The 24,823-nt window shown below is 72.7% G+C and carries 23 protein-coding genes and 2 pseudogenes; 12 read left to right on the plus strand and 13 right to left on the minus strand.

The features are described 5' to 3' along the window. Nucleotides 1-81: 81 nt before the first annotated feature. Together E0H26_RS29085 and E0H26_RS01570 are read left to right on the plus strand one after the other, a co-directional pair. The gene (locus E0H26_RS29085) at nt 82-258 is read left to right on the plus strand and encodes a hypothetical protein (RefSeq protein ID WP_165521727.1); all 177 of its coding nucleotides are present in this window, start codon (nt 82-84) and stop codon (nt 256-258) included. A 58-nt stretch (nt 259-316) separates the two neighbouring features. Further along, on the plus strand, nt 317-1,153 hold the full coding sequence (locus tag E0H26_RS01570) for an alpha/beta fold hydrolase (protein WP_131299921.1): 837 nt from the start codon (nt 317-319) through the stop codon (nt 1,151-1,153). A gap of 41 nt (nt 1,154-1,194) precedes the next feature. On the opposite strand, the gene E0H26_RS01575 is transcribed toward E0H26_RS01570, so the two are convergent. Continuing rightward, nucleotides 1,195-2,337 carry a fatty acid desaturase family protein gene (locus tag E0H26_RS01575; RefSeq protein WP_131299925.1) on the minus strand — a complete coding sequence of 381 codons (1,143 nt, stop codon included), beginning with the start codon at nt 2,335-2,337 and terminating at the stop codon, nt 1,195-1,197. 15 nt (nt 2,338-2,352) lie between these two features. Then, nucleotides 2,353-3,444 (minus strand): ferredoxin reductase, encoded by a 1,092-nt coding sequence (locus E0H26_RS01580; RefSeq protein ID WP_131299927.1) that lies wholly within the window; start codon nt 3,442-3,444, stop codon nt 2,353-2,355. 83 nt (nt 3,445-3,527) lie between these two features. On the opposite strand from E0H26_RS01580, the pseudogene E0H26_RS01585 reads away from it, so the two are divergent. After that, nucleotides 3,528-4,359 (plus strand): annotated as a pseudogene (locus tag E0H26_RS01585) (RsbRD N-terminal domain-containing protein); the annotation flags it as partial. 65 nt (nt 4,360-4,424) lie between these two features. Continuing rightward, a pseudogene (locus E0H26_RS30530) lies at nt 4,425-4,757 on the plus strand (helix-turn-helix domain-containing protein); the annotation flags it as partial. 12 nt (nt 4,758-4,769) lie between these two features. Here the strand turns inward: E0H26_RS30530 and E0H26_RS01590 are convergent. The 10 genes from E0H26_RS01590 to E0H26_RS01635 all read right to left on the minus strand — a co-directional run bounded on the left by E0H26_RS01590 (nt 4,770) and on the right by E0H26_RS01635 (nt 13,892). Then, entirely contained in the window at nt 4,770-6,341 is a 1,572-nt protein-coding gene (locus E0H26_RS01590; RefSeq protein ID WP_206024794.1) for a Na+/H+ antiporter, read from the minus strand. A gap of 142 nt (nt 6,342-6,483) precedes the next feature. Next, entirely contained in the window at nt 6,484-7,266 is a 783-nt protein-coding gene (locus E0H26_RS01595) for an IclR family transcriptional regulator (RefSeq protein WP_131299933.1), read from the minus strand. Next, on the minus strand, nt 7,263-7,643 hold the full coding sequence (gene pcaC / locus E0H26_RS01600) for a 4-carboxymuconolactone decarboxylase (RefSeq protein ID WP_131299936.1): 381 nt from the start codon (nt 7,641-7,643) through the stop codon (nt 7,263-7,265). The genes E0H26_RS01595 and pcaC overlap by 4 nt, the downstream gene beginning before the upstream one ends. Beyond that, nucleotides 7,640-8,422, minus strand: a complete 783-nt coding sequence (pcaD, locus tag E0H26_RS01605; RefSeq protein ID WP_131299939.1) for a 3-oxoadipate enol-lactonase — start codon at nt 8,420-8,422, stop codon at nt 7,640-7,642. The genes pcaC and pcaD overlap by 4 nt, the downstream gene beginning before the upstream one ends. Further along, on the minus strand, nt 8,419-9,759 hold the full coding sequence (pcaB, locus tag E0H26_RS01610; RefSeq protein WP_131299941.1) for a 3-carboxy-cis,cis-muconate cycloisomerase: 1,341 nt from the start codon (nt 9,757-9,759) through the stop codon (nt 8,419-8,421). Before pcaB ends, pcaD begins: the two co-directional genes overlap by 4 nt. Beyond that, a complete protein-coding gene (gene pcaG, locus E0H26_RS01615; RefSeq protein WP_131299944.1) occupies nt 9,734-10,303 on the minus strand; it encodes a protocatechuate 3,4-dioxygenase subunit alpha in 570 nt (189 codons plus the stop codon). The genes pcaB and pcaG overlap by 26 nt, the downstream gene beginning before the upstream one ends. After that, nucleotides 10,296-11,033, minus strand: a complete 738-nt coding sequence (gene pcaH / locus E0H26_RS01620) for a protocatechuate 3,4-dioxygenase subunit beta (protein WP_131299947.1) — start codon at nt 11,031-11,033, stop codon at nt 10,296-10,298. Before pcaH ends, pcaG begins: the two co-directional genes overlap by 8 nt. Nucleotides 11,034-11,048: 15 nt before the next feature. Then, the gene (locus E0H26_RS01625; protein WP_131299950.1) at nt 11,049-12,230 is read right to left on the minus strand and encodes a thiolase family protein; all 1,182 of its coding nucleotides are present in this window, start codon (nt 12,228-12,230) and stop codon (nt 11,049-11,051) included. A gap of 76 nt (nt 12,231-12,306) precedes the next feature. Next, entirely contained in the window at nt 12,307-13,077 is a 771-nt protein-coding gene (locus E0H26_RS01630) for a CoA-transferase subunit beta (protein ID WP_131299953.1), read from the minus strand. Beyond that, nucleotides 13,074-13,892, minus strand: coding sequence for a CoA transferase subunit A (locus E0H26_RS01635; RefSeq protein WP_131299956.1), 819 nt, complete (start codon nt 13,890-13,892; stop codon nt 13,074-13,076). Before E0H26_RS01635 ends, E0H26_RS01630 begins: the two co-directional genes overlap by 4 nt. Nucleotides 13,893-14,142: 250 nt before the next feature. On the opposite strand from E0H26_RS01635, the gene E0H26_RS01640 reads away from it, so the two are divergent. The 5 genes from E0H26_RS01640 to E0H26_RS01660 all read left to right on the plus strand — a co-directional run bounded on the left by E0H26_RS01640 (nt 14,143) and on the right by E0H26_RS01660 (nt 21,511). Beyond that, complete coding sequence (locus E0H26_RS01640; protein ID WP_131299958.1) at nt 14,143-15,603, plus strand: benzaldehyde dehydrogenase; 1,461 nt, start codon at nt 14,143-14,145, stop codon at nt 15,601-15,603. 13 nt (nt 15,604-15,616) lie between these two features. Continuing rightward, complete coding sequence (locus tag E0H26_RS01645) at nt 15,617-16,477, plus strand: IclR family transcriptional regulator (RefSeq protein WP_240741957.1); 861 nt, start codon at nt 15,617-15,619, stop codon at nt 16,475-16,477. A 70-nt stretch (nt 16,478-16,547) separates the two neighbouring features. Then, nucleotides 16,548-17,717 (plus strand): 4-hydroxybenzoate 3-monooxygenase, encoded by a 1,170-nt coding sequence (locus E0H26_RS01650; RefSeq protein WP_131299961.1) that lies wholly within the window; start codon nt 16,548-16,550, stop codon nt 17,715-17,717. 217 nt (nt 17,718-17,934) lie between these two features. Beyond that, complete coding sequence (locus tag E0H26_RS01655; protein WP_131299964.1) at nt 17,935-19,398, plus strand: PepSY-associated TM helix domain-containing protein; 1,464 nt, start codon at nt 17,935-17,937, stop codon at nt 19,396-19,398. 247 nt (nt 19,399-19,645) lie between these two features. Continuing rightward, the gene (locus E0H26_RS01660; protein ID WP_131299967.1) at nt 19,646-21,511 is read left to right on the plus strand and encodes an adenylyl cyclase; all 1,866 of its coding nucleotides are present in this window, start codon (nt 19,646-19,648) and stop codon (nt 21,509-21,511) included. Nucleotides 21,512-21,626: 115 nt separating this feature from the next. Here the strand turns inward: E0H26_RS01660 and E0H26_RS01665 are convergent, their stop codons facing one another. Then, nucleotides 21,627-22,124 (minus strand): GNAT family N-acetyltransferase, encoded by a 498-nt coding sequence (locus E0H26_RS01665; protein ID WP_131299970.1) that lies wholly within the window; start codon nt 22,122-22,124, stop codon nt 21,627-21,629. A gap of 151 nt (nt 22,125-22,275) precedes the next feature. Here E0H26_RS01665 and E0H26_RS01670 point away from each other — a divergent pair, with 151 nt between their 5' ends. The 3 genes from E0H26_RS01670 to E0H26_RS01680 are packed head-to-tail and all read left to right on the plus strand — an operon-like array spanning nt 22,276 to nt 24,818. Next, nucleotides 22,276-22,944 (plus strand): response regulator transcription factor, encoded by a 669-nt coding sequence (locus E0H26_RS01670; RefSeq protein WP_131299973.1) that lies wholly within the window; start codon nt 22,276-22,278, stop codon nt 22,942-22,944. Nucleotides 22,945-22,951: 7 nt separating this feature from the next. After that, nucleotides 22,952-24,472, plus strand: coding sequence for a sensor histidine kinase (locus E0H26_RS01675; RefSeq protein ID WP_131299976.1), 1,521 nt, complete (start codon nt 22,952-22,954; stop codon nt 24,470-24,472). Beyond that, nucleotides 24,465-24,818 (plus strand): PepSY domain-containing protein, encoded by a 354-nt coding sequence (locus E0H26_RS01680; protein ID WP_131299979.1) that lies wholly within the window; start codon nt 24,465-24,467, stop codon nt 24,816-24,818. Before E0H26_RS01675 ends, E0H26_RS01680 begins: the two co-directional genes overlap by 8 nt. The last annotated feature ends 5 nt before the right edge of the window (nt 24,819-24,823 follow it).

A 24,823-nucleotide genomic window follows, 5' to 3' on the forward strand; every position in this document is an offset into this window, starting at 1 on the left:
CGGCATGAGCTGAGCGTTATCGGGTAGCTGAAGTCGGCAGGCCGTCCGGATCGCCCAGGCGGCAGGTTCGGGAGGTGGAAGATGCGTGCGCTGCTCTGGGTCGTCGGGGTGATCGCCGGGGTGATCGTTCTGCTCGGCCTGCTCCTCGAAGCGGTCCGTTGGCTGGTGATCATCGGGCTGATCGCGCTCGCCGCGGTGATCGTGCTCGCCTTCGTCAACGGCCGCCGGTCGGCCCACAACTACCCCAGCCGCCGCTGAGCCGGACCGGCAGCCCGGTCGGGCGCCGCAGCGGCCCAGGGGTGGCTATGCTCGCCCGATGCTGACCGAGTTCGATCTCGAACTGGCGGACGGGGGCGTCCTGCACGGGTACGACACCGGCGGGACCGGTCGCCTCGCGGTGCTCTGGCATCACGGCACACCGAATCTCGGCACCCCGCCGGCGCCGCTGTTCGCCGCCGCCGACCGGCTCGGGCTGCGGTGGATCTCCTATGACCGGCCGGGTTACGGCGGATCGCCGCGCCGGCTCGGACGCCGGCTCGGCGACGCCGCCGGGTACGCCGGGGAGGTCGCCGACGCCCTCGGTGTCGAACGCTTCGCGGTGATGGGCCACTCCGGTGGCGGCTCACACGCCCTGGCCTGCGCGGCGCTGCTGCCCGGCCGGGTGACGGCGGTGGTCGCCGCCGCCGCGCTGGCACCGTACGGCGCCGAGGGGTTGGACTGGTACGCCGGGATGATCGCCTCGGGAGTGGCGTCGTTACGGGCGGCCGCGGCGGGACCTGCGGCCAAGGAGCGGCACGAATCGTCCGGTGTCCGGTACGACCCGGAGTTCACCGACGCCGACGAGGCGGCCCTGGCCGGCGTCTGGTCCTGGTTCGGCAGCGTGGTGGAGCCGGCCACGCGGGCCGGGCCCGGCGGGCTGATCGACGACGACCTGGCGTACGTGGCGCCGTGGGGTGCCGATCCGGCGCGGATCTGCGCGCCGGTGCTGCTGCTGCACGGCGATCAGGACGGCATCGCCCCGGTGGCGCACGCCGAGTGGCTGGCCGAGCGCTGTTCGACCGCGACCCTGCGCCGGTCACCGCACGACGGGCACATCTCGGTGCTGCACGGCGCCGAGGCGGCGCTGCGGTGGCTGCGCGCCGAAGCGGGTTGAGCCCGCCCTGAGCGCGCCGCGCCACCGCAGTCCGCGCGGGATCAGGTGCCGGCGGCCACCAGCGTCGGGGTCGGGCGGTCCTCGGAGATCTCCGGGCGGCGACGGTTCGGCAGGGAGAGCCGGAAGACCTTCTTCCAGGCCGAGAAGACCTGCCGGGGCAGCGAGCCGGTGGTGTACTTCAGCCCGTAACGGTCGAAGAGTGCGCGTACCTCGGGGGCGATCTCCTGGTAGCGGTTGCTCGGCAGATCCGGGTAGAGGTGGTGCTCGATCTGGTACGACAGGTTGCCGGTCATGATGTGCATCAACCGGCTGCCGCTGATGTTGGCCGAGCCGAGCATCTGCCGCAGGTACCACTCGCCCCGGGTCTCACCCTCGATCGAGGTCTTCGAGAAGGTCTCCACGCCCTCCGGGAAGTGCCCGCACATGATCACCGAGTGGCTCCACAGGTTGCGGATCAGGTTCGCGGTGAAGTTGGCGGCCATGGTGTGGAAGAACGACGGGCCGGACAGCAGCGGGAACAGCAGGTAGTCCTTGAGCACCTGGCGGCGGATCTTCCGGCCGGCGGCGCGCAGCTGGGCCCGGAACACCGGATCCTTGTGCCCGCCGTTCTTCAGTTTCTGCCCCAGGTCCAGGTCGTACGCGGCGACGCCGTACTCGAAGAAGCAGGCGTTGACGAAGTTGTAGAACGGCTGGCCCAGGTAGGCCGGGTGCCAGGGCTGGTCCTCGTCGACGCGCATGATGCCGTAGCCGAGGTCGTTGTCCTTGCCGACCACGTTGGTGTAGCGGTGGTGCAGCTCGTTGTGCGACTGCTTCCACTGCTCGGCCGGGGTGGCGTGGTCCCACTCCCAGGCGGTCGAGTGGATCTTCGGGTCCCGCATCCAGTCCCACTGGCCGTGCAGGACGTTGTGCCCGATCTCCATGTTCTCCAGGATCTTGGCCACCGCCAGCCCGGCGGTGCCGACGATCCAGGCCGGCGGGAACAGCGAGAACAGCAGCACCACCCGGCTGCTGACCTCCAGCTTGCGCTGGGTGGAGATGACCTTGCGGATGTAGGCGGCGTCCCGCTCACCCCGGTCGTTGATCACTCGTTCCCGGATGGCGTCGAGTTCCTTGCCGAGATTCTCGATGTCCTCGGCGCTGAGGTGCGCGATCGGGTTGTCGGCCTTGTTCTGGATGACGGTCACGTCGACGTTCTCCGATCAGATCTCGAGTTCACACGGGCCGGCCGCGGCCGACACGCAGGTCTGCACGCGTACGCCGTCGCCCGGCAGAGCGGTGGTGAGTTGCCCGTTGCGCAGGTCGCGGACCGCGCCCTGGCGCAGCGGCAGCACGCAGCCGAAGCAGATGCCCATCCGGCAGCCCGAGGGCATCAACACCCCGGCGTTCTCGCCGGCGTCGAGCAGCGGGGTGGCGCCAGTGGCCTGCACGGTCACCGACGAGCGGGTGAAGGTGACGGTGCCGCCGTCGCCAGCGGTGATGATGGTCGGCCGGAACCGTTCGGTGTGCAGCCGGTCGGCGTGCCCCCGCGCGGCCCAGTGCTGCTCGACCGCGTCGAGCAGCCCGAGCGGGCCACACGCCCAGGTCTCGCGCTCCAGGTGGTCCGGGACCAGGGCGTCGAGCTCGGCCACGTCCAGCAGGCCGTCGATCTCGGTGTGCCGCTCCACCAGCCGGATCACGCCGCGCGCGGCGAGGTCGCGCAGTTCCGCGCCGAACACCACGTCGGCCGGGGTGGGCGCGGAGTGGATCAACACCACGTCGCTGCCGGCCAGGGCGCCACCGCGCAGCATCCCGGCGACCGGGGTGATGCCGCTGCCGGCGGTGAGGAACAGCACCCGCGACGGCACCGACTCGGGCAGGACGAAGTCGCCGCGTGCCTGGTCGAGCTGCACGATCGTGCCGGGCCGCACCCGGCGGACCAGGTGGTTGCTGACCACCCCGTCCGGGATCGCCTTGACGGTCACCGAGATCGGGTCGGACCGCCGTCCGGGCGCCGACGTCACCGAGTAGGCCCGCCACTGGCGTACGCCGTCGACGTCGACGCCGAGCCGCACGTACTGGCCCGGCAGGTGCCCGCGCCAGCTGCGGCCGGGCTGGATCAGCACGGTCGCCGCGTCCGGGGTCTCCGGTCGTACGGCGACGATGCGGCCGCGCAGGTCGGCGCCGGCCCGTAGCGGGGCGACCAGGTCGAGGTAGTCCCCGGGCAGTACCGGCGTGGTCACCGTCTCGGCGAGCCGCCACAGGCGGCGCCGGAGGGACCCTTTCGTGCCCGGTGGCGGAACGGTGGCGGTCATACGACGATGGTCGCGGCGTGCTGGCATAAAATCTTGGCCAGCGAAGGTAAAGCAATCCATCCCTTTTGTGCGGGGAGAACAACGTGGCGGATCCCTCCGGAACCACTCACCAGGCGGCCCGCCTCGAGCTGGACCAGCGCGTGGCCCGCGAACTGCGGGACCGCCTACCGCTGGTCGCCGGGCGGACGGTCAGCGCGATCACGGCCGAGGTACCCAGTTACTCCGGCACCCTGACCGGCCAGATGCGGGACAAGATCGAAAACGCGGTGCAGATCGCGCTGGGTACCTTCCTCCAGCTGCTCGAACGAGCCCAGGGTACCGACCCGAGCACTCCGCTGGTGCCGGCGTTGGAGGCGGCGTACGCCCTCGGCAGCGGTGAGGCCCGGTCCGGCCGCAGCGTGGACGCGCTGCTGGCCGCCTACCGGGTCGGCGCCCGGGTCTCCTGGCGGGAGATGGCCGCCGCCACCGTGGCGATCGGGCTGCCCGCCGCCACCGTCGCGGAGTTCGCCGAGCTGATGTTCGCCTACATCGACGAACTCTCCGCCGCCAGCGTCGCCGGGCACGCCGACGAGCTGGCCAGCGTCGGCCGGGCGCGGCGACGCAACCTGGAACGGCTCACCGAGCAGTTGCTCGCCGGCGAGCCGGAGGACGTGCTGCTGCGCAGCGCGCAGCGGGCGGACTGGCCGATCCCGAAAACCCTCACCGTCGCGTTGCTGCCGCAGGCCAAGCTGCGCGGCGCACTCGCGCTGCTGGACGAGCACACCCTGGAGAGCAGCGAGGATCTGCCCGCCGGTGAACCCGGCGAGGAGAAGGCGGTCCTGCTGGTGCCGGACATGCACGGCGACCGGCGGCGGCAGCTCGCCCGGGTGCTGCACGGCCGCCGCGCGGTGCTCGGGCCGGCCCGCCCCTGGGCGCGGGCCTGCTCGTCCTACCGCCGGGTGCTGCGGACGGCCGACCTGGACATCGTCCAGCCCGCCGACGGTGAGCCGTTGGACACCGACCGGCACCTGGCCGAGCTGCTGCTCAGCGCCGACATGGAGGCCCTGGCGGACCTGCGCGCCCGGGTCCTGCAACCGCTCGCCGCACTGCCCGCGGCCACCGCGGAGCGGCTCACCGAGACGCTGCGTTCCTGGCTGCTGCACCAGGGGCGACGCGACGACATCGCCGCCGACCTGTTCGTCCACCCGCAGACGGTGCGTTACCGGATGGGGCAGCTGCGCCAGCTGTACGGAGAGCGACTCAGCGACCCGCGTAGCCTGCTCGACCTCACCGTGGCGCTGGCGCTACCGGTCGGTGTCGGCACCGCGACCTGAGCACGGGCGGCGTCATTCGAGGGTCCGTGGTCCGAGCAGGCGGATCTCCTCGACGTCCAGCCGCGCCTCCAACTCACGCTGCACGGCGTCGTCGATCTGCCGGCGGTCCCGTAGTCGGGTGATCTCGCGCCGCTTGTGGTCGAGCGCGGCCAGGCGAAGCTGCCGTTCGACCTCCCGCGCGGCCGCCGTCTCGTCCTGGGACTCCGACTCCACCGCGTCGAGGTGACCCTCGTACTCGTCCTGGAGGCGCCGCAGGGTGTCCGGGTCGGCGCCGACCCGGTCGGCGATGTCCGGCAGGGCGTGCAGCGTCTGCCGGGTGGCGTGCAGCTGCGCCTGCCGCTTCTCGTCGGCGCGTTCCGGGTCCCCGGTGAGCCCGGCCCAGTTGGTGAGCAGCGGCAGGGTGGTGCCCTGCACCAGCATGATCAGCAGGATCACCGCCGCCACGCAGAAAATGATCAGGTCACGGTCCGGTACCGGTCGACCGTTGACGGTCAACGGAACCGCGAGCGCCGCCGCCAGGGACACCGCACCCCGGAACCCGGCCCAGCCGGCGACGGTACGGATCCGCCAGTTGACCCGACGCTCGCGTCCGATCCTGCGCCGGTCCAGCAGTCGGGCGGCGGTGGCCGTCAGGTGCAGCCAGAGCATCCGGACCACCACCAGCACCACGGCCACCACCACCGCGATGAGGATCGCGCGCAGCAGCGACAGACTCGTGACCTCGCGTACCGCCCGGGGGATCTGCATCCCCACCAGCACGAAGAGTCCGCCGTTGATGAGGAAGGTGGTCAGGTCCCAGAACGACAGGGCCAGCACGCGGGAGCGGGCCCGGATCACCCGAGGGCTGGCGTAGGCGATCATCAGCCCGGAGACCACCACCGCGAGCACCCCGCTCTCGTGGATCGCGTCGGCGAGGAAGAAGGCGGCGATCGGGGTGAGTACGCTGATCGCGCCCTCCCGCAGCGGGTCGTCCAGCCGCTTGCGGATCAGGATCACGACGGTGCCGACCAGCAGGCCGGCGGCGATGCCGCCGAGGAACGACAGGCCGACCCGCTCGACCAGTTCGAAGGCGTTCGGTGCCGCGCCGCCACCGAGCAGGCCCAACGCGACGGCGAACAGCACCAACGCGGTGCCGTCGTTGATCAGGCTCTCGGTGTGCAGGGTGGTGAGCAGCCGCCGGGGCATCCGCTTGGCCAGCCCGGCGACCGCCGCCGCGTCGGTCGGGGCGAGCACCGCGCCGAGCACCCAGGCCACCGCCGGGTCGATGCCGAGGCGCTGCGCGACCAGGGCCACCGCCACCATCGTGACGCCGACCAGCCCGACCGCCAGCAGGGCGATGACCACGATGTTCGCCCGGACCTCCCGCAGGCTGGTGGTCAGGCTCTCCCGGTAGAGGATCGCCGGCAGGAACAGCAGCAGCACCACCTCCGGGTCGAGCACCACATGCCCGAACGGCGGCAACAGTGCGAGCAGCGCCCCGAAGCAGATCAGCAACACCGGCGGGGCGACCCGGTACCGGCCGCCGATGGTCGTACCGATCAGCACGGTGACACCCAGCGTGATGATCAGCAGCAGTTCGTGCACGTCGCCCCCGTTCGTCGCCCACCACATGGTGGTACGCCGAACGGCCGCCCCGGGCCGATTCGCCCGATGGCCGCTGACCTGCGCGGCTCACTGCTTCAGACCCGGGTGGGACACCTCGCGCGGGCGCCCGACCATGCAGCGGCTACCGGCGGGGGCCGGCGCCCAGATCCTCCTCGATGCGCCGGGCGGCGGCCAGCAACGGTGGCAGCAGTTCCCGGCGGATCGTCTCGAAGGTGCCCCGGCTCGCGTGCGCGGACACGTTGACCGCGGCGATCACCGAACCGTTCTCGCCACGGATCGGCGCGGCCAGCGACCGCAGGCCCTCCTCCAACTCCTGGTCGACGATCGCGTAGCCCTGGGTGGCGATCCGGGTCAGGGTGGTACGCAGCTTGGCCGCGTCGGTGATGGTGCGCCGGGTCAACGGTCGCAGCTGCGCCGTGGCGAGATAGTCGTCCAGCCAGTCCGCCGGCTGGGCGGCCAGCAGCACCCGCCCCATCGAGGTGGCGTACGCGGGGAACCGGGTGCCGACGCTGATCCCCACCGTCATGATCCGTTTGGTGGGCACCCGGGCGACGTAGACCACCTCGTCGCCGTCGAGGACGGACACCGAACAGGACTCGTGCACCTGGGCGACCAGCGCCTCCATGTGCGGCTGGGCCACCTCGGGCAGGCTCAGGCTGGACAGGTAGGCGTAGCCGAGGTCGAGGATGCGTGGGCGCAGCGCGAACAGTCGCCCATCGGTGTGTACGTAGCCCAACTCGACCAGGGTGAGCAGGAACCGGCGGGCGGCGGCCCGGGTCAGCCCGGTGGACCGGGCCACCTCGCTGAGGGTGAGTTGGGGATGCTCGGCGTCGAACGCGCGGATCACGGCCAGGCCACGCTCCAGGGACTGGACGAACTCCCCCGATCGCGCCGCGTCGGTCACTGGGCCTCCTGCCGCAGGGTCTCCTGAGCCACCTTGAACGCCCGGTTCGCGGCCGGTACGCCAGCGTAGACGGCGACCTGGAGCAGCACCTCCCCGACCTCCTGCGGGGTCAGCCCGTTGCGCAAGGCGGCCCGCACGTGCATCGCCAGTTCCTCGTCGTGGTGCAGGGTGGCGAGCACGGCGAGGGTGATGCAACTGCGGGTGCGCCGGTCCAGGCCGTCCCGGGTCCAGATCTCGCCCCAGGCGTAGCGGGTGATCAGATCCTGGAAGTCGGCGGTGAACTCGTCGGTGTTGGCCACCGCCCGGTCGACGTGCGCGTCCCCGAGCACCTGCCGCCGGACCGCCATTCCGGCGTCGTGTCGCTGCTGGTCGGTCACGGGCTCGTCCCGCCTTCCGGCTCGAAGTGGGCGCCGAGCAGATCCGCCACGGCGGCGGGCTGTTCGACGTTGGCCAGGTGTGCGGCGTCGGCCAGGACGACCAGCCGCGCGGACGGGATCCGTTCGGCGATGTCGACGGCGTGCTCCGGCGGGGTGGCCGGATCGTCGGCGGCGCCGATCACCAGGGTCGGTGCGCGTACGGCCGCCAGGTCGGTGCGCAGGTCCATGTCGGCGATCGCCTCGCAGCAGGCGGCGTAGCCGGCCGGCGGGGTGGCGGTGAGCATGTCCCGGTAGCGGGCGACCGTGTCGGGCTGGGCGGCGGCGAAGCCGGGCGTGAACCAGCGGGACACCACGGTGTCGGCGATGGCGCCCAACTGGCCGGCGCGGACGCTGGCGGCCCGGGCCCGCCAACCGTCGGCCGGGCCCAGGCAGGCCGAGGTGCAGAGCAGGGCGAGCCGGTCGATCCGGTCGGGGGCGTGCGCGGCCAGCCACATGCCGACCATGCCGCCGAGGGAGAGCCCGGCATAGTGCACCGACCCGACCTCCAGGTCGTCGAGCAACTCCAGCACCTTCCGGCCGAGCAGCCCGATGCGGTACGGCCCGGCCGGCACCGGCGAGCCGCCGTGACCGAGGTGGTCGTAACGGACCACCCGGAACCGGGCGGCCAGTGTCGCCAGTTGCGGCTGCCACATGGCGCCGGTGGTGCCCAGGGAGCTACCCAGCACCAGCACCGGCGCGTCGGGCGGGCCGTCCACGGTGGCGTGCAGGCGATCGGTCACCCGGTGCTCCTCTGGTGTCGGTCGAGGGCCCGGTCGACCAGTTCACCGGCGCTGCCGAGCCAGCCGGCCGGGTCCAGAGCCGCGTCGACGTCGGCCACGGACAGGTGGGCCCGGACCTCGGGCTCGGCGAGCAGGGCGGCCCGGAAGGAGGTGCCGGCGGCGGCCCGGGCGACCAGGTCGTGTGCGGCGGCCCGGCCCAGCGCCGGTGCCAGGCGGGTGGCGACGGCCTCGGCGAGCAGCAGCCCACCGGTGGCGTCGAGGTTGGCCCGCATCCGCTGCGGATGTACGCGCAGGCCGGTCAGCATCCGCGCGGTGCGGGCGGCGGCGCCACCGGTCAGGTGCACCAACTCCAGCAGCGGTTCCCATTCGGCGTGCCAACCGCCGGTGGCCCGTTCGTGCTCCTGGGTGGCGGCGGCGAACAGGGTGCCCAGCAGTCCGGGGCCGCGCCGGGCGGCGGCGCTGACCAGGACCGAGTCGACCGGGTTGCGCTTGTGTGGCATCGCCGACGACCCGCCGCGTCCCTCGCCCCCCTCGGTCACCTCCGCCACCTCGGTCTGCGCCAGCAGGCCGACGTCGAGGGCGATCTTGCCGGTGGCCGCGAGCAGCCCACCGAGGGCGGCGGCCAGGTCGAGGAGCGGTTGGCGGTGGGTGTGCCAGGGCAGCGGGCTCGCCGCCAGGCCGAGCCGGTCGGCGAACCGCCGCACCATGGCCGGCCCGGCCGGCCCGTACCCGGCGAGGGTGCCGACGGCTCCGCCGAGCTGCGCGGGCAGTGCGGCGCACGCCCCCGCCAGCCGGGTGCGCGCCGCGTCGAGGCCGTACAGCCAGCCGGCGGCCTTGAGGCCGAAGGTGGTGGGGGCCGCCTGCTGCCCGAGGGTGCGGGCCACCATGACGGTGTCGCGGTGGGCACGGGCCAGACCGGCGGCGGCGTCGGTGGCGGTGTCGAGCAGCCCCAGCAGCGGTACGGCGGCCCGCGTCACCACCAGCGCCAGGGCGCTGTCGAGCACGTCCTGGCTGGTGGCGCCGTGGTGCACCCAGGGGCGGGCCGGTTCGGCGACGGCGGCGGTCAACTGCCGGACCAGCGGCACCACCGGGTTACCGGCGGCGTCGGCGGCCGCGCCGAGCGCCGCCGGGTCGTACCGGTCGGCGCGACAGTGCCGGGCGATCTCGTCGGCGACCGCAGCGGGCAGCAGACCGACGTCGGCACCGGCGTACGCGAGTGCGGCCTCCACGTCCAGCATCGCCTGGAGCAGCCGCTGGTCGTCGAGTTCGACGTCGACCTCCGGGGTGCCGGAGAGCCCGCGCAGCAGCGCCTCAGACGGCGAAGAAGACGGTCTCATGCTCTCCCTGTAGGCGGATGTCGAACTGGTAGCCGTCGGCGGACGGCCGGGCCACGAGCGTGTCGCGGCGACTGGGGTCGACGCTACGCAACACCGGGTCGGTGGCGTTGGCCGGCTCGTCCGGAAAGTAGATCCGGGTGACCAGGCGGTGCAGCAGGCCACGGCCGAACACCGACAGGTTCAGGTGTGGTGCCTCGGTCTCCCCCTCGGGAGTGGGCAGCGGTCCGGGCCGCAGGGTGTGCAGCGCGTACCGGCCGTGGGCGTCGGTTTCGGCGCGGCCGAAGCCACGGAAGCCGGGCACCGTGGCCGGGCGGGCGCCACGCGGGTCGTCGGGGTGGTCGAAGCGGCCGTCCGGGTCGGCCTGCCAGCTCTCCACCAGCGCGTCGACCACCGGGGCGCCGGTGCCGTCGAAGATCTGGCCCCGGATCCAGAAGCCGTCCGGGGTGCCCTCGGGCACCACGTACCGGCCGTCCGGCCAGACCAGGCCGATGTGCAGGTACGGCCCGACGGTCTGGGCGGGCGTGACGCCCCGGCGCTCACTCATCGTCGTCCTCATCCTCGAAGGGGGTCGCCTCCCGGCCCCGCAGCACGATGTCGAACTGGTAGGCCAACGCCCACTCGGGACGGGTGGCGGCGTGGTCGTAGCGGGCCACCATCCGCTCGCGGGCCTGCGGGTCGCGGACCGAGTTGAAGATCGGGTCCTGGAAGAACAGCGGGTCGCCGGGGAAGTACATCTGGGTCACCAGCCGCTGGGTGAACGCCCGGCCGAACAGCGAGAAGTGGATGTGCGCCGGCCGCCAGGCGTTGTCGTGGTTGCGCCACGGGTAGGCGCCGGGCTGCACGGTGACGAAGTGGTAGCGGCCCTGCGCGTCGGTGCGGGCCCGGCCGACCCCGGTGAAGTTGGGGTCCAGCGGTGCCGGCCAGTTGTCGATGGCGTGTCGGTAGCGGCCGGCGGCGTTGGCCTGCCAGATCTCCACCAGGGTGTGCGGCACCGCCCGGCCGTCGCCGTCGACGACCCGGCCGTGCACGATGATCCGCTGCCCGAGCGGCTCACCGTCGTGCTGGCGGGTCAGGTCGTGGTCGAGTTCACCGAGGCGCCCCTCACCGAGCAGCGGCCCGGTGATCTCGGTGAGCCGCTGCGGCAGATAGCTGAGCGGCTGTTGCGGGGCACGGGTGACGGTGGAGCCGTAGCCGGGGCTGAGCAGCGGCGGGTGGGCCTCGACGTCGTCGCGCCGGTAGCCGGGCAGCACCAGCTTCCGGGTGGTCTCGCTCATTGGGTTCGCTCCCCTTCAGGCTTCCAGTACGACGGCCAGCCCCTGGCCGACCCCGATGCAGATCGCGGCGAGCCCCCGGCCACCGCCGCGACGGTGCAACTGCCAGGCCAACGATCCGAGTATCCGCGACCCGGACGAGCCGAGCGGGTGGCCGAGGGCGAGGGCTCCGCCCTGCGGGTTGACGATCTTCGGATCGAGTTCGGGCCACTGGGCCAGACAGGCCAGCGACTGCGCGGCGAAGGCCTCGTTCAGCTCGACGACGTCGAGATCGGCCGAGCCGAGTCCGGCACGGTCCAGCGCCTGCTCGGCGGCGGCCACCGGGCCGATGCCGAACAGTTGCGGCTCGATCGCGGTCACCGCCCGGGAGACGATCCGGGCCAGCGGTGCGCGGCCGACCCGCTCGGCACCGGCGGCATCGGCGAGCAGCAGGACGCTCGCCCCGTCGTTGAGCGGCGACGAGTTGCCGGCGGTGACCGTGCCATCCGGCCGGAACACCGGCTTGAGTCGACCGAGCGCCTCGATGGTGGTGGTCGGCCGGATGCTCTCGTCCCGCGCGACGTCGGTGCCGGGCACCACGACCACCTCGTCGGCGTACCCGCCGTCGTGCCAGGCCCGGTCGGCGAGTTGGTGGCTGCGCAGCGCGAACTCGTCCTGGGCGTCGCGGGTGATGCCGTAGCGCTCGGCGAGGATCTCCGCGCCCTCGCCCAACGGCACCGTCCACTGCTCGGGCATCCGGGGGTTGACCAGCCGCCAGCCCAGCGTGGTGGAGTGCAGCGTCTCGTGCCCGCGCGGGTAGCCCTGCTCCGGCTTGGCGAGCACCCAGGGCGCCCGGCTCATCGACTCCACTCCACCGGCGAGGCAGATCGAGGCGTCACCAAGGGCGATGGCCCGGGACGCGCCGATCACCGCCTCCAGCCCGGAGCCGCAGAGCCGGTTGACGGTGGCGCCGGGCACCGACGGCGGCAGTCCGGCCAGCAGCACCGCCATCCGGGCCACGTCCCGGTTGTCCTCACCGGCGCCGTTGGCGTCGCCGAACAGCACGTCGTCGATGCGGGCCGGGTCGAGCCCCGGATTGCGGCCGACGATCTCGCGGACCACGTGGGCGGCGAGGTCGTCGGGGCGTACGCCGGCCAGGCCGCCCCCGTACCGGCCGATCGGGGTCCGCACCGCGTCCAGCACGTACACATCGCGGCTCATGACGGCACTCCGCTTCGCTGCGTGCCGCCATGAGGCACAACCGCACCGAACCGACGATTCACTCGCTGACGCTCGCTCATGACGGCACTGCCTGTTTGGTGGCTTCCAGGGCGCGCAGGATGGCGAGTTCGTCGGCGGTGGGTGGCTCGTTGGTGGCCAGTTCGTCGGCGACGGCGAGGGGCCAGCCGGTGGCGGCGCGGACCTGGTCCACGGTGACGCCGGGGTGCAGCCGGGTGAGGGTGAGTTCGCAGCTGACCGGGTCGGCTTCGAGGACGCCGAGGTCGGTGATGACCGTCTTGGGTCCGCCGCCGCGCAGACCGAGCCGGGCCCGGTCACCCGGCCCGGCGCCGTAGCCGAGCGAGGTGACGAAGTCGACGCGGTCGATGAAGGTACGCAGGCTCTGCCGGACGATGACCACCACCTCGCCGCAGGAGGCGGCGATCTCCGGCGCGCCGCCGGCACCGGGCAGCCGGACCTTCGGGTCGGTGTAGTCACCCCCGATGACCGTGGTGTTGATGTTGCCGTACCGGTCGAGCTGCGCGGCGCCGAGGAATCCGACGTCGATGCGCCCGGGTTGCAGCCAGTAGTTGAAGACCTCGGGTACGGAGACCACCGCGTCGGCGGTGTCGGCGAGCACGCCGTCGCCGATGGACAGCGGCAGCCGGTCGGGCTTGGCGCCGAGGCAGCCGGACTCGTAGATGAGCACGAGGTTCGGGGCGTGGGTGACCCGGGCCAGGTTCGCCGCGGTGCTGGGCAGCCCGATGCCGACGAAGCAGGCGGTGCCGTCGCGCAACTGTCGGGCGGCGGCGACGGTCATCATCTCGTCGGCGCTGTAGTCGGCGGTCATGCCGGAACCTCCGCGTCGAGCACGTGCCGGGCGATCCAGTCCTGGAAGCTGGCCCGTTCCCGGCTGATCGCGTCCCAGGCCCGGTAGAAGTCGTTGTCCCGCACCGAGTAGCCCTGGGTGTACGACGGGTGCGCACCGTCGGGGACGTGCGCCACCGCGGTGACGGCCCAGCCCGGCAGGATCACCTGCCCGGGTACCGGATCCAGTTCGTCGACGATCTCCTCGACGGTGACCAGCGACCGTTCGGCGGCCAGCACCGCCTCCTTCTGCACCCCGGTGATGCCCCACATCTGCACGTTGCCGGCGCGGTCGGCGCGTTGGGCGTGCACCACGGTCACGTCGGGTCGCAGGGCGGGGACCGCGGTCAGCGTCTCCCCGGTGAACGGGCAGTCGATCGGGCGGATGTTGGTGGTGTGCCGGGGCAGGTCGGTGCCGGTGTAGCCGCGCAGCACGGCGAACGGCAGGCCACTGGCGCCCGCGACGTACCGGTTGGCCATCCCCGCGTGGCTGTGCTCCTCCAGCTCCAGCGGCACCGGCCAGGAGTTCTGCACGGCGTCGCGGAAGCGGTGCAGGGAGCCGACGCCGGGGTTGCCGCCCCAGGAGAAGACCAGGCGACGGGCGCAGCCGGCGCCGATGAGCTGGTCGTAGATGACGTCGGGAGTCATCCGGACCAGGGTCAGCTCGCGCCGTCGCTGTCGGATGATCTCGTGACCGGCGGCGAACGGAATGAGGTGGGTGAATCCTTCCAGCGCCACGGTGTCGCCGTCGCGGACCAGTTCCGCCACACCGTCGGCCAGCGAGACGAGCTTCGCCATCAGCCTTCCCGCCTTCTCGGGTCCAGCGCCCGCCGCCGGTGTTCGGCATGCGGACTCGCGTACACATCTCGAACGTAATGCCCGGCGCCGGGATCCGTCAACGCGCCCGATCCGGCCCGCAGATTTGTCGCGGGCATCGGTTGACTCGCCAGAGAGCCCGTGAAATGTTCTGAATGAGAACGATCGTTCGGGTTGCGAACAGCCTGCCAACTCTCCTCCGGACCATCACCCAGCCGCAAGGAGGATCACCATGCCCCTGCTCGACACCGGCACCTGGCACGGCACGATCTACAGCGACGGCTGGGTGGAGGCGGCCGGCGGCAGCGCCCCGGTCCGCTCGCCGGCCACCCGCGAAGAGATCGGCCAGGTCGGCGTAGCCGACGCCACGGACGTCGCCCGGGCCGGCGCGCGGGCCGCCGCCGCGCAGCGCGCCTGGGCCGCCACCAGCTACCTCGACCGGGCCGCCGTGCTGCGCCGGGCCGGCGCACTGTGGGAGCAGCACGCCACCGAAGTCGGTGACTGGCTGGTCCGCGAAGCCGGGTCGATCCCGCCGAAGGCCGGCGTCGAGACCGCCACCGCCGCGCAGGAGTGCTACGAGGCGGCGGCGCTGGCCTCGCATCCGCTGGGCGAGATCATTCCGAGCGCGCAGCCGCGCCTGAGCCTGGCCCGGCGGCGACCGGTCGGCGTGGTCGGGGTGATCTCCCCGTTCAACTTCCCGCTGATCCTGGCCATCCGCTCGGTCGCGCCCGCACTGGCGCTGGGCAACGCGGTGGTGCTCAAGCCCGACGTCCGCACGGCGGTGTCCGGCGGGCTGGCACTGGCCCGCGTCTTCGAGGAGGCCGGGCTGCCCGACGGGCTGCTGCACGTGCTGCCGGGCGGGGCGGAGACCGGCGAGGCACTGGTCGCCGATCCGCACGTACGCGTGGTCAGCTTCACCGGGTCGACCGCGGCGGGCCGCAAGGTCGGCGAGGCCGCCGCCCGGCACCTCAAGCGGGCGCATCTGGAACTGGGCGGCAACTCCGCCCTGGTGGTGCTCGACGACGCGGACCTGGACCTCGCCGTCTCGGCCGGCGCCTGGGGTTCCTTCCTGCACCAGGGGCAGATCTGCATGACCACCGGCCGGCACCTGGTGCACGCCACCCTCGCCGAACGGTACGTCGACGCCCTCGCCGAGAAGGCCGACCACCTGCCCGTCGGCGACCCCGGCAAGGAGCGGGTGGCGCTCGGGCCGATCATCGACGAGGCGCAGCGCGACAAGATCCACGCGCTGGTCACGGCGAGCGTCGACGCGGGCGCCCGGCTGGCCGCCGGTGGCCGCTACGACGGGCTGTTCTACCGCCCGACGGTGCTCGCCGACGTCACCCCGGCCACTCCGGCGTACGCGCAGGAGGTCTTCGGTCCGGTCGCCCCGGTGCTCAGCTTCACCGACCTGGACGAGGCCGCAGCGCTGGCCGCCGACACCGAGTACGGGTTGTCGCTGGGCATCCTCAGCCGTGACGTGATGAAGGCGATGGCGCTGGCCGACCGGATCCCGAGCGGCATCGTGCACATCAACGACCAGACCGTCAGCGACGAGGCGGTGGCCCCGTTCGGCGGGGTCGGCGCCTCCGGCACCGGCTCCCGGTTCGGTGGGCCGGCGGCGAACGTGGCGGCGTTCACCGAGACGCAGTGGCTGACCATGCAGGGTGACATCACCCGGTACCCGTTCTGAGTCGGGGCCAGCGATGGCGGGCGGAAGCCGCTCCCCCGGCGCGTCGGTGACGTCGCGGGTGCTGGCCGTGCTCGGCGCGTTCGACGCGGCCCACCCGGCGCTGACGCTCAGCGACATCGCCCGGCGCAGCGGCCTGCCGCTGGCCACCACCCACCGGTTGGTCGCGGAACTGGTCGGCGGCCGGGCCCTGGCCCGCGCCGCCGACGGCACCTACCGCATCGGCGTACGGCTGTGGGAGGTCGGTCTGCTCTCCCCACTGCACGGTCAACTGCGCGAGGTGGCGCTGCCCTACCTCCAGGAGTTGTACACCACGGTCCGGGAGAACGTGCACCTGGCGGTCCGCGACGGCGACGAGGCGCTCTACGTGGAGAAGGTCACCGGCCACCGCTCGGTGCCGACCATCTCCCGGGCCGGGGGCCGCCTGCCACTGCACGCCACCGGAGTCGGCAAGGCGCTGCTCGCGTACGCCCCACCGGAGGTGGTCGCCGCGCACCTGCGGCAGCCGTTGCGCCGCTGCACCCCGTACACCGTCACCGAGCCCGGCCGACTCGCCCGTGAGCTGGCCACGGTCCGCGAGCGGGGCTGGGCGCGCACCCACGAGGAGATGACCCTCGGCTCCTGCTCGGTCGCCGTGGCGGTGCACGGACCCGACGGCACCGTGCTGGCCGCCATCGGCGTCGTCGGGCACAGCCTCGGTGCCGCACCGCAACGGCTGGTCCCGGCGCTACGCGCGGCGGCCGACCAGGTGGCGGCCCGGCTGGTCGAGGCCCAGCAACCGTACGATGCGCGGCAGGCGAGCGGCGCAGCGGCAGAACCCGCCTTCCACTGGACGGAAACCGACAGCGGCGCCCCGGGCCGGCAGCGGGCAGGCTGAGGCCAGCCCAGCGGCAGGCAGGCTCAGCGCGGGCGGCGAGGTCGTCGGCGGGAGGATCGAGGAGGCACGGATGCGTACCCAGGTCGGCATCGTCGGAGCGGGACCGGCTGGTCTCATGCTGTCGCACCTGCTGCACCGGCACGGCATCTCCTCGGTGGTGCTGGAGAGCCGCAGCCGGGAGTACGTGGAACACCGGCTGCGCGCCGGGGTGCTCGAACAGGGCTCGGTCGACCTGCTCCGCGACACCGGCCTGGGGGCCCGCCTGGACCGCGAGGGGATGCGGCACGAGGGGATCGAGCTGCGCTTCGACGGCGAGTCGCACCGGGTGCCGATGACCGAGCTGACCGGCCGGGCGATCACCGTGTACGGCCAGCAGGAGGTGGTCAAGGACATGATCGCCGCCCGGCTCGCCGCCGGTGGCACGATCCTGTTCGAGGCCGCGGCGACCCGGCTGTCCGGCCTGGAATCCGCGCCGGTGGTGCACTACCGGCACGACGGGCGCGACGAGGAGCTGCACTGTGACTTCGTGGTCGGCTGCGACGGCTTCCACGGGGTGAGCCGGGCCGCCGTCCCCGACGGCGTACTGCGCACCTACGAGCGCACCTATCCGTTCGCCTGGCTGGGCGTACTCGCCGCCGCCGCACCGGCGGTGGACGAACTCATCTACGCCCACCACGAACGGGGCTTCGCCCTCTACAGCATGCGCTCGCCGGAGATCTCCCGGCTCTACCTCCAGGTCCCCGCCGACGAGGACATCGCCGACTGGCCCGACGAGCGGATCTGGGCCGAGCTGCGGACCCGCCTGGAGACGGTGCCGAACTGGACGCTCAACGAGGGGCCGGTGCTGGAGAAGTCCATCACCCCGCTGCGCAGCCTGGTGGTCGAGCCGATGCAGTGGCAGCGGCTGTACCTGGCCGGCGACGCCGTGCACATCGTGCCGCCCACCGGCGCGAAGGGCATGAACCTGGCGTTGGCCGACGTGGCGCTGCTCGGGGACGCCTTCGCCGCCTGGTACGCCGACGGCGGCACCGACCTGCTCGACGACTACTCGCGTACCGCCCTGCGTCGGGTCTGGCGGGCGCAGCAGTTCTCCTGGTGGATGACCTCGATGCTGCACCGCCTCGACGCCGACGACCCGTACGAGGCCAAGCTCCAGTCGGCGACCCTGCGCTACGTGACGACCTCCCCCGCGTACGCCACCAGCCTCGCCGAGAACTACGTCGGCCTTCCTGCCGTCTGACCCGACCACGCCGGGGTTGCGCTGACCGCAACTCCGACCCAACCGAGTGGATCACCGGCGCTCGGGGGCGAGTCCGGTTCAGGTGGCGGGAACTGGTGCGGGCCGGCGTCCGACTAGGTGCTCAAGCGGCGGGCATCCGGGCGACGGCAGCAACCACTGACCCGAAGGGCACGGGCCAGGTCCGCACCAAAGAACCTTACTCCGATCGGAAAAGTGCATGTCTCTGACCGAAGTACCCGGCACACCCACGCCGGAACCCTCCCCCGGCCCTGACCCGTCCACCGCCGAAGCGCCGCCGAACCGCCCGCAGCGGCGCCCGTCGCCGCTGGCCGCGCTCCTGGTCCGCCTGCACTTCTACGCCGGCATCCTGGTCGCCCCGTTCCTGGTGGTCGCCGCGCTGACCGGTCTGGCGTACACCGTCACGCCGCAGTTGGATCGCGTGCTCTACGGCGACCAGTTGACCGTCGCCACCGTCGGCGAGCAGGCGCGACCGTTGGCCGAGCAGATCGTCGCGGCGCAGGCCGCCCACCCGGACGGCAGCCTGGTCACCGTGTCCCCCGGCACCGGGGACCGGACGACCCAGGTGGTCTTCGCGCTGCCCGAGTTGGGCGACCGGCAGCACACCGTCTACGTCGACCCGTACACCGGCGAGGTGAAGGGGCAGCTGACCACCTGGTTCGGCTCCACGCCCGCCACCACCTGGCTGGACGACCTGCACCGCAACCTGCACCTGGGCGAGTTCGGGCGGCACTACTCCGAGATCGCGGCGAGCTGGCTGTGGGTGCTGGCGCTCGGCGGCATCATCCTGTGGTGGCGGCGCCGCAGCGCCGGCCGGAGCCGGGTGAAGCACCTGCTGGTGCCGGATCTCACCACCGGGCGGGGCGTACGGCGGACCCGGGGTTGGCACGCCACCCTCGGTGTCTGGCTCGCCGTGGGACTGCTCGGACTCTCGGCGACCGGGCTGACCTGGTCCCGGTTCGCCGGGGAGAACTTCGCCGCCGGCCTGACCGCGCTCGACGCCGGCCGCCCGGCCCTGTCGACCAGCCTGACCGGCGCTCCTGCCACGGGTGGCGGGGACCATCAGCACGGCGGGGCACCGTCGGCGGCGGCCGACCCGGCGACCTTCGACCGGGTGCTGGCGGCGGCCCGCAACGCCGGGCTGGGCGGCCCGGTCGAGATCAGCCCCGGCGAGGCCGGCGACGCCTGGGCGGTCGGCCAGACCGACAACACCTGGCCGGTCGGGCGGGACCGGGTGGCCGTCGACCCTGACACCGGTGCGGTGACCGCGCGCAGCGACTTCGCCGACTGGCCGTTGCTGGCCAAGCTCAGCGCGCTCGGCATCCAGGCACACATGGGTCTGCTCTTCGGCCCGGTCAACCAGATCCTGCTCGCCGCCATCGCCGTCGGCCTGCTCTGCGTCGTGGTCTGGGGCTACCGGATGTGGTGGCAGCGCCGCCCCACCCGGGCGGACCGGCGGGCGCTGGTCGGCGCCCCGCCCGCCCGGGGTGCCCTGCGTAACGTGCCGTGGTGGGCGTTGCTGCTTGGCGTGCCGGTGGTCGCCGCGCTCGGCTGGGCCCTGCCGTGGTTCGGGGTGACGCTGCTCGGTTTCCTCGTCATCGACGTCGTGCTGGGCTTCGTGGCCCGACGACGTGCCGGCCGGTCCGCGCCCGCGAGTAGCTGACGCCGTCGACTCCGTTCCGGCGGATCGGCGGTGGCCGGTTACACCGGGATCCCGCCATCGCGCCGGAACGGAGTCGCGCACCGGCGTCCGATTCGGTACGCGGGCATGGCGCGCGGCGGCGTTACGGGGTAGAAAGATCTCAATCCACTTCTCCACCACCGTGGCACCGGTCCGGCGCGGCGAGAGAGCGCTCTCACGCCGCATCCACCACGTCGTCGGGCCGCAACCCGACGGGAAGGACGCACCCATGCCGACTCCACCACCACACCGTCGACGGCTCGGCCGGGCACTGGCCTTCGGGCTCGTGCTGGCCACCACCGCGGTGGCCACCAACACCCCGGTCAGCGCCGGTCCGCCGCGACCGACCACCCCCGACCTCGGGCCCCACGTCACGATCTTCGACCCGAGCATGCCGGTCAGCCGGATCCAGGCCGTCCTCGACGCGGCCCACGCCGCACAGGTGGACAACGAGATGGGCACCACCCGGCACGCCTACCTGTTCCGGCCCGGCCGGTACGGCACCGACGAGCAGCCGTTGCAGATCAAGGTCGGCTACTACACGGAGATCTCCGGGCTGGGTGCCTCCCCCACCGACGTGGTCATCAACGGCAAGATCGAGGCGTACAACCGTTGCCTCACCGAGGGCGGCACCGGCAACTGCATCGCGCTGGTCAACTTCTGGCGTACGCTGTCGAACCTCTCGCTGCACGTCAACGCCGCCGGCCAGGACGACTGCCGCGCCACGGCCAACTTCTGGGCGGTGTCCCAGGCGGTGTCGATGCGCCGGCTCGACATCAGCGGCGGCGGGCTGTCGCTGATGGACTACTGCACCAACGGACCGCAGTACGCCAGCGGCGGCTTCATCGCCGACTCCCGGTTGCCGGCCACCACCAACGGCTCCCAGCAACAGTGGCTGACCCGCGACAGCGAGGTCGAAAGCTGGTCCAACGGGGTGTGGAACCAGGTGTTCTCCGGTGTGGTCGGCGCCCCCGACGACGCCGGCTTCCCCGACCCGCCGTACACCACCCTGGACCGCACCCCGGTCAGCCGGGAGAAGCCGTACCTGTTCGTCGACGCCAAGGGCAAGTACCAGGTCCGGGTACCCGCCGCCCGCCGCGACACCCGGGGCATCACCTGGGCCAACGGCCTGACGCCCGGACGGAGCATCCCGATCGGTGACTTCTTCGTCGCCAGGCCGTCCGACCCGGTACAGGTGATCAACGCCCAGCTCGCCCGGGGCAAGCACCTGCTGCTCACCCCCGGCGTGTACGACGTGGCCCGCAGCATCGAGGTACGCCGACCGGACACGATCGTCCTCGGCATCGGCCACGCCACCCTCACCGCCGTCAACGGGTCGGTGCCGCTGGACATCGCGGGCGTACCCGGGGTGGTGGTCGCCGGGGTCACCATCGACGCCGGGCTCAAGGAGTCACCGGTGCTGCTGCGGGTCGGCCGCAAGAGCGGCCCCGACCGTGGCACGCCGAAGAACCCGACCACGCTCTCCGACGTGTACTTCCGGGTCGGCGGGCCGCACATCGGCAAGACGGACACCGCGTTGGAGGTCAACAGCGACCACGTTCTGATCGACCACACCTGGGTGTGGCGGGGCGACCACGGCGTCGAGGGCTTCACCGAGGGCGTCAACGGCGACACCGACCGCTGGCGTACCAACACCGGGCGCTACGGCGTGATCGTCAACGGCGATCACGTGACCGCCACCGGCCTCTTCGTCGAGCACTTCCAGCGGTACAACACCGTGTGGAACGGTGAGCACGGCACCACGATCCTCTACCAGAACGAGTTGCCGTACGACCCGCCGACGCAGGCCGACTGGCACAACGGCAAGACCAACGGGTGGGCCGGCTACAAGGTCGGCGACCGGGTCCGGCAGCACACCCTGCACGGCGGCGGGGTGTACGTGTTCAACCAGAACAACCCGTCGATCCGGACCGAGAACGGCTTCGAGGTGCCGGTACGCCCCGGCATCCGGCTACGGCACATCATGACGGTCAACCTCAGCGCCGGCACCATCGACCACGTGGTCAACGGGGTCGGCGAGGCCGCCGACATGACCCGCGTCGGCGCCCCCGTCTACCTCAAGCAATACCCGTAGACCGGTAAGGAAGGGCCCCTTCCTAACGCCTCCGGTAGAGGAAGGGGCCCTTGTTAACACGGCTCCCCCGACGACCGGGTTAACACGGCTCCCCCGACGACGGGGTTGACGCGGCTCAGCCGACGACGGGGCTGCGCCGTTCCAACAGCACGACATCGCGCCAGCGGCCATGGTGGCGGCCCACCCGCTGCCGGACGCCGACCACCCGGAAACCCGCCCGGTCGTGCAGCGCCAGGCTGGCGAGGTTCTCCGGAAACACACCGGACTGGATGGTCCAGATGCCCGCCGCCTCGGTCGAGGTGATCAGACCGTCGAGCAGCAGCCGGGCCACGCCCCGCCCCCGCGCCGCCGGGTCGACGTAGACGGAGTGCTCCACCACCCCGGCGTACACCGGCCGGGTCGAGGTGGGCGAGACGGCGATCCAGCCGAGCAGCGTTGCCTCGCCGTCGACCGCCACCAGCCGGTGCGCCGGCAACCGCCCGGCGTCGAAGGACGCCCAGTCGGGCGCGAGCGTCTCGAAGCTGGCCTGCCCGCCGTCCAAACCGGCCTGGTAGATGGCCAGCACCCGGTCGGCGTCGGCGGCGGTCATCGGCCGCAGCACCACGTCGACCATCGGCCACCCCGTTCGGCACACCACCTGGATCAGCGACGGCCACCGTTGAACTGCCCGTCGGCGCCTCACCGTACTCCTGCACGCCCGCACCTGCCCGCGGCGCCGCACGGGCACCGGACGCCGGGCACGACATACGTGAAGAGGGTGTGGGATGGACGTGCTGCTGGTCGAGGACGACGACTCGATCGCCGAACCGCTGGTCGAGGGGCTGGCCCGCTACGGCATCAGCGCGCGGCGGGTGGTCACCGGCGCGGCGGCGCTCACCGCCGCGCCCACCGACATGGTGCTGCTCGACCTGGGGCTGCCGGACATCGACGGCATCGAGGTCTGCCGGGCGTTGCGCCGCTCCACCGACGTCCCCGTCATCATGTTGACCGCGCGGGGCGGCGAGGCCGACCGGGTGCTGGGCCTGGAACTGGGTGCGGACGACTACCTGGCCAAACCGTTCAGCCTGCGCGAGCTGGTGGCCCGCATGCACGCGGTCCGCCGGCGCACCCACCCGGCCGACGGTACGGCGGCGCCTGAGCGTACGCAGCAGGTGGGCGAACTGGTCATCGACCACCGCACCCGGCAGGTACGGCTGCACGGCCTGCCGGTCGCGTTGGCCCCGAAGGAGTACGACCTGCTGGTCGCCCTGGCCACCGATCCGGGTGCCGTGCTGACCCGGCGCGCCCTGCTGGAAACCGTGTGGTCGCCGAACTTCTTCGGCCGGGGCAAGACGCTCGACTTCCACGTCGCCTCGCTGCGGCGCAAGCTCGGCGATCCGGCCTGGGTGACGACCGTGCGAGGGGTGGGTTTCCGGCTCGGCGTGGCCTGCTGATCCGCAGATGGTCCGCCGGCTCCTGGTCACCTATCTCAGCTTCGCGTTACTCATCCTGGTGGCGCTCGCCGTGCCGCTCGGCTACGTGTACCAGCGCGGCGAACAGCAGCGCGTGTTCGGGCACCTCGAACACGACGCGGAGGTGCTCGCCGCCTTCGTCGACACCGCACTCGACCAACAGCAGCGGGACCAGATCGACCTGCTGGCCGAGGAGTCCGCTCGGCGGTGGAACGGTGAGGTCGACATCGTCGACGGCAGCGGCACGTTGCTGGCGACGACCCGCCAGGATCTGCCCGCGGCCGCCGCGCTGGCCTCGGCGGTCAACCTCTCCGCCGTGGCCGGTGGGCGGGTGAGCAGCGGAATCCGTACCTCAGGTGGGGTGCCGACGATGTGGGTCGCGGTGCCGATCCATCCCGGCAAGCCGGACCAGGGCGCGCTGCTGTTCAGTGCCCCGACCGGGCCGATGACCGCCCGCATCCACCAGTTCTGGTCGGTGCTGGCCGGCGTCGCGGTGGTCGTACTCGCGGCCGTGGCGGTGGTGGCTGTCGCCCTGGCCCGCTGGTTCGGCCGGCCGGTACGGGAACTGGAGCGGGCCACCCGGCGACTGGCCGACGGGCAGATGTCGCCGACGGCCCCCGGCGGACCACCCGAGCTGCGCCGACTGGCGGCCACCTTCAACGCCACCGCCACCCGGTTGCAGGAGCTGATCGCCGCCCACCAGTCGTTCGTCGGTCACGCCTCACATCAGCTCCGCACACCGCTGGCGGCGCTGCGGCTCCGGCTGGAGAACCTCGAACCCGACATCGGCGCGGCCGGCGAGGCGAACCTGCGGGCCGCCCTGGTGGAGACCGACCGGCTGGCCCGACTGGTCGACACCCTGCTGGAGATGACCCGCAGCGCGCACCCGGTGCAGCCCGGTGAACCGGTGGGGTTGGCCGCCGTGGTGGCGACCCGGATCGAGTCCTGGCTGCCGCTGGCCGCCGACCGGTCGGTGACGCTGCGGGTGCGGGGATCGGAGCAGGAGTACGCCTGGGCGCTGCCCGGCGCCGTGGAGCAGATCCTGGACAACCTGCTGGCCAACGCGCTGGTCGTGGCCCCGTGCGGCAGTACGGTGACCGTCTCGTGGGGCCCGGCGAGCGACGGTGGGGGTGTCGAACTGCGGGTCACCGATGCCGGGCCCGGGCTCAGCGCCGCGCAGCGTACGCAGGCGTTCGAACCGTTCTGGCGGGCGCCCGGCGCACCTTCGGGCGGCACCGGGCTCGGGCTGGCGCTGGTCCGCAAGCTCGCGGTGGCCTGCGGCGGGTCGGCGCGCCTGGACGCGACGGACGGCCCGGGGGTGGCCGCCGTGGTGTCGCTGCCGGCGGCGCAGTGCCAGGAATCGGCCAGGGCCCGGCCAGAGTTCGGCCGGGGGCTGAGCCCGCTGGCCCCGGCCGCGCGTACTCCGGGTCGTCAGCAGCCGATCGGCGTCGGGTCCGCACGGGCTCACGGCACGGCAGAAGTGCACCCCCTCGGAGGTCAGGATGCGTAGAGCAGTGCTGGTCGCGGTCACCGTCGCCGGTGTCGCCGTCCCGTTGATCGCCGGTACCGCGTTGGCCACCGCCAAGGACTCCCGGCAGCGGGTCGGCACGGGGTCCGGCGCGAGCTTCGAGATCGAGATCGATCCACGGTTGGACGCGAAGTTCGGGCCACGGCCGGTCAACGCCGTACAGGCCGCCGAGATCGTCACCCGCCAGTTCGTCGGGGCCCGGGTGATCGAGGCCGAACTGGACGAACGCGACGGAGGCCCGATCTGGGAGATGGAGTTCGTCTTCGGCGGCCGGGAACGCGAGGTCGACGTGGACGCCGTGACCGGGGCGATCCTCGACGACGACTGATCCGC

The sequence above is a fragment of the Micromonospora zingiberis genome (genome assembly GCF_004331455.1).
Taxonomy (GTDB): domain Bacteria; phylum Actinomycetota; class Actinomycetes; order Mycobacteriales; family Micromonosporaceae; genus Micromonospora; species Micromonospora zingiberis.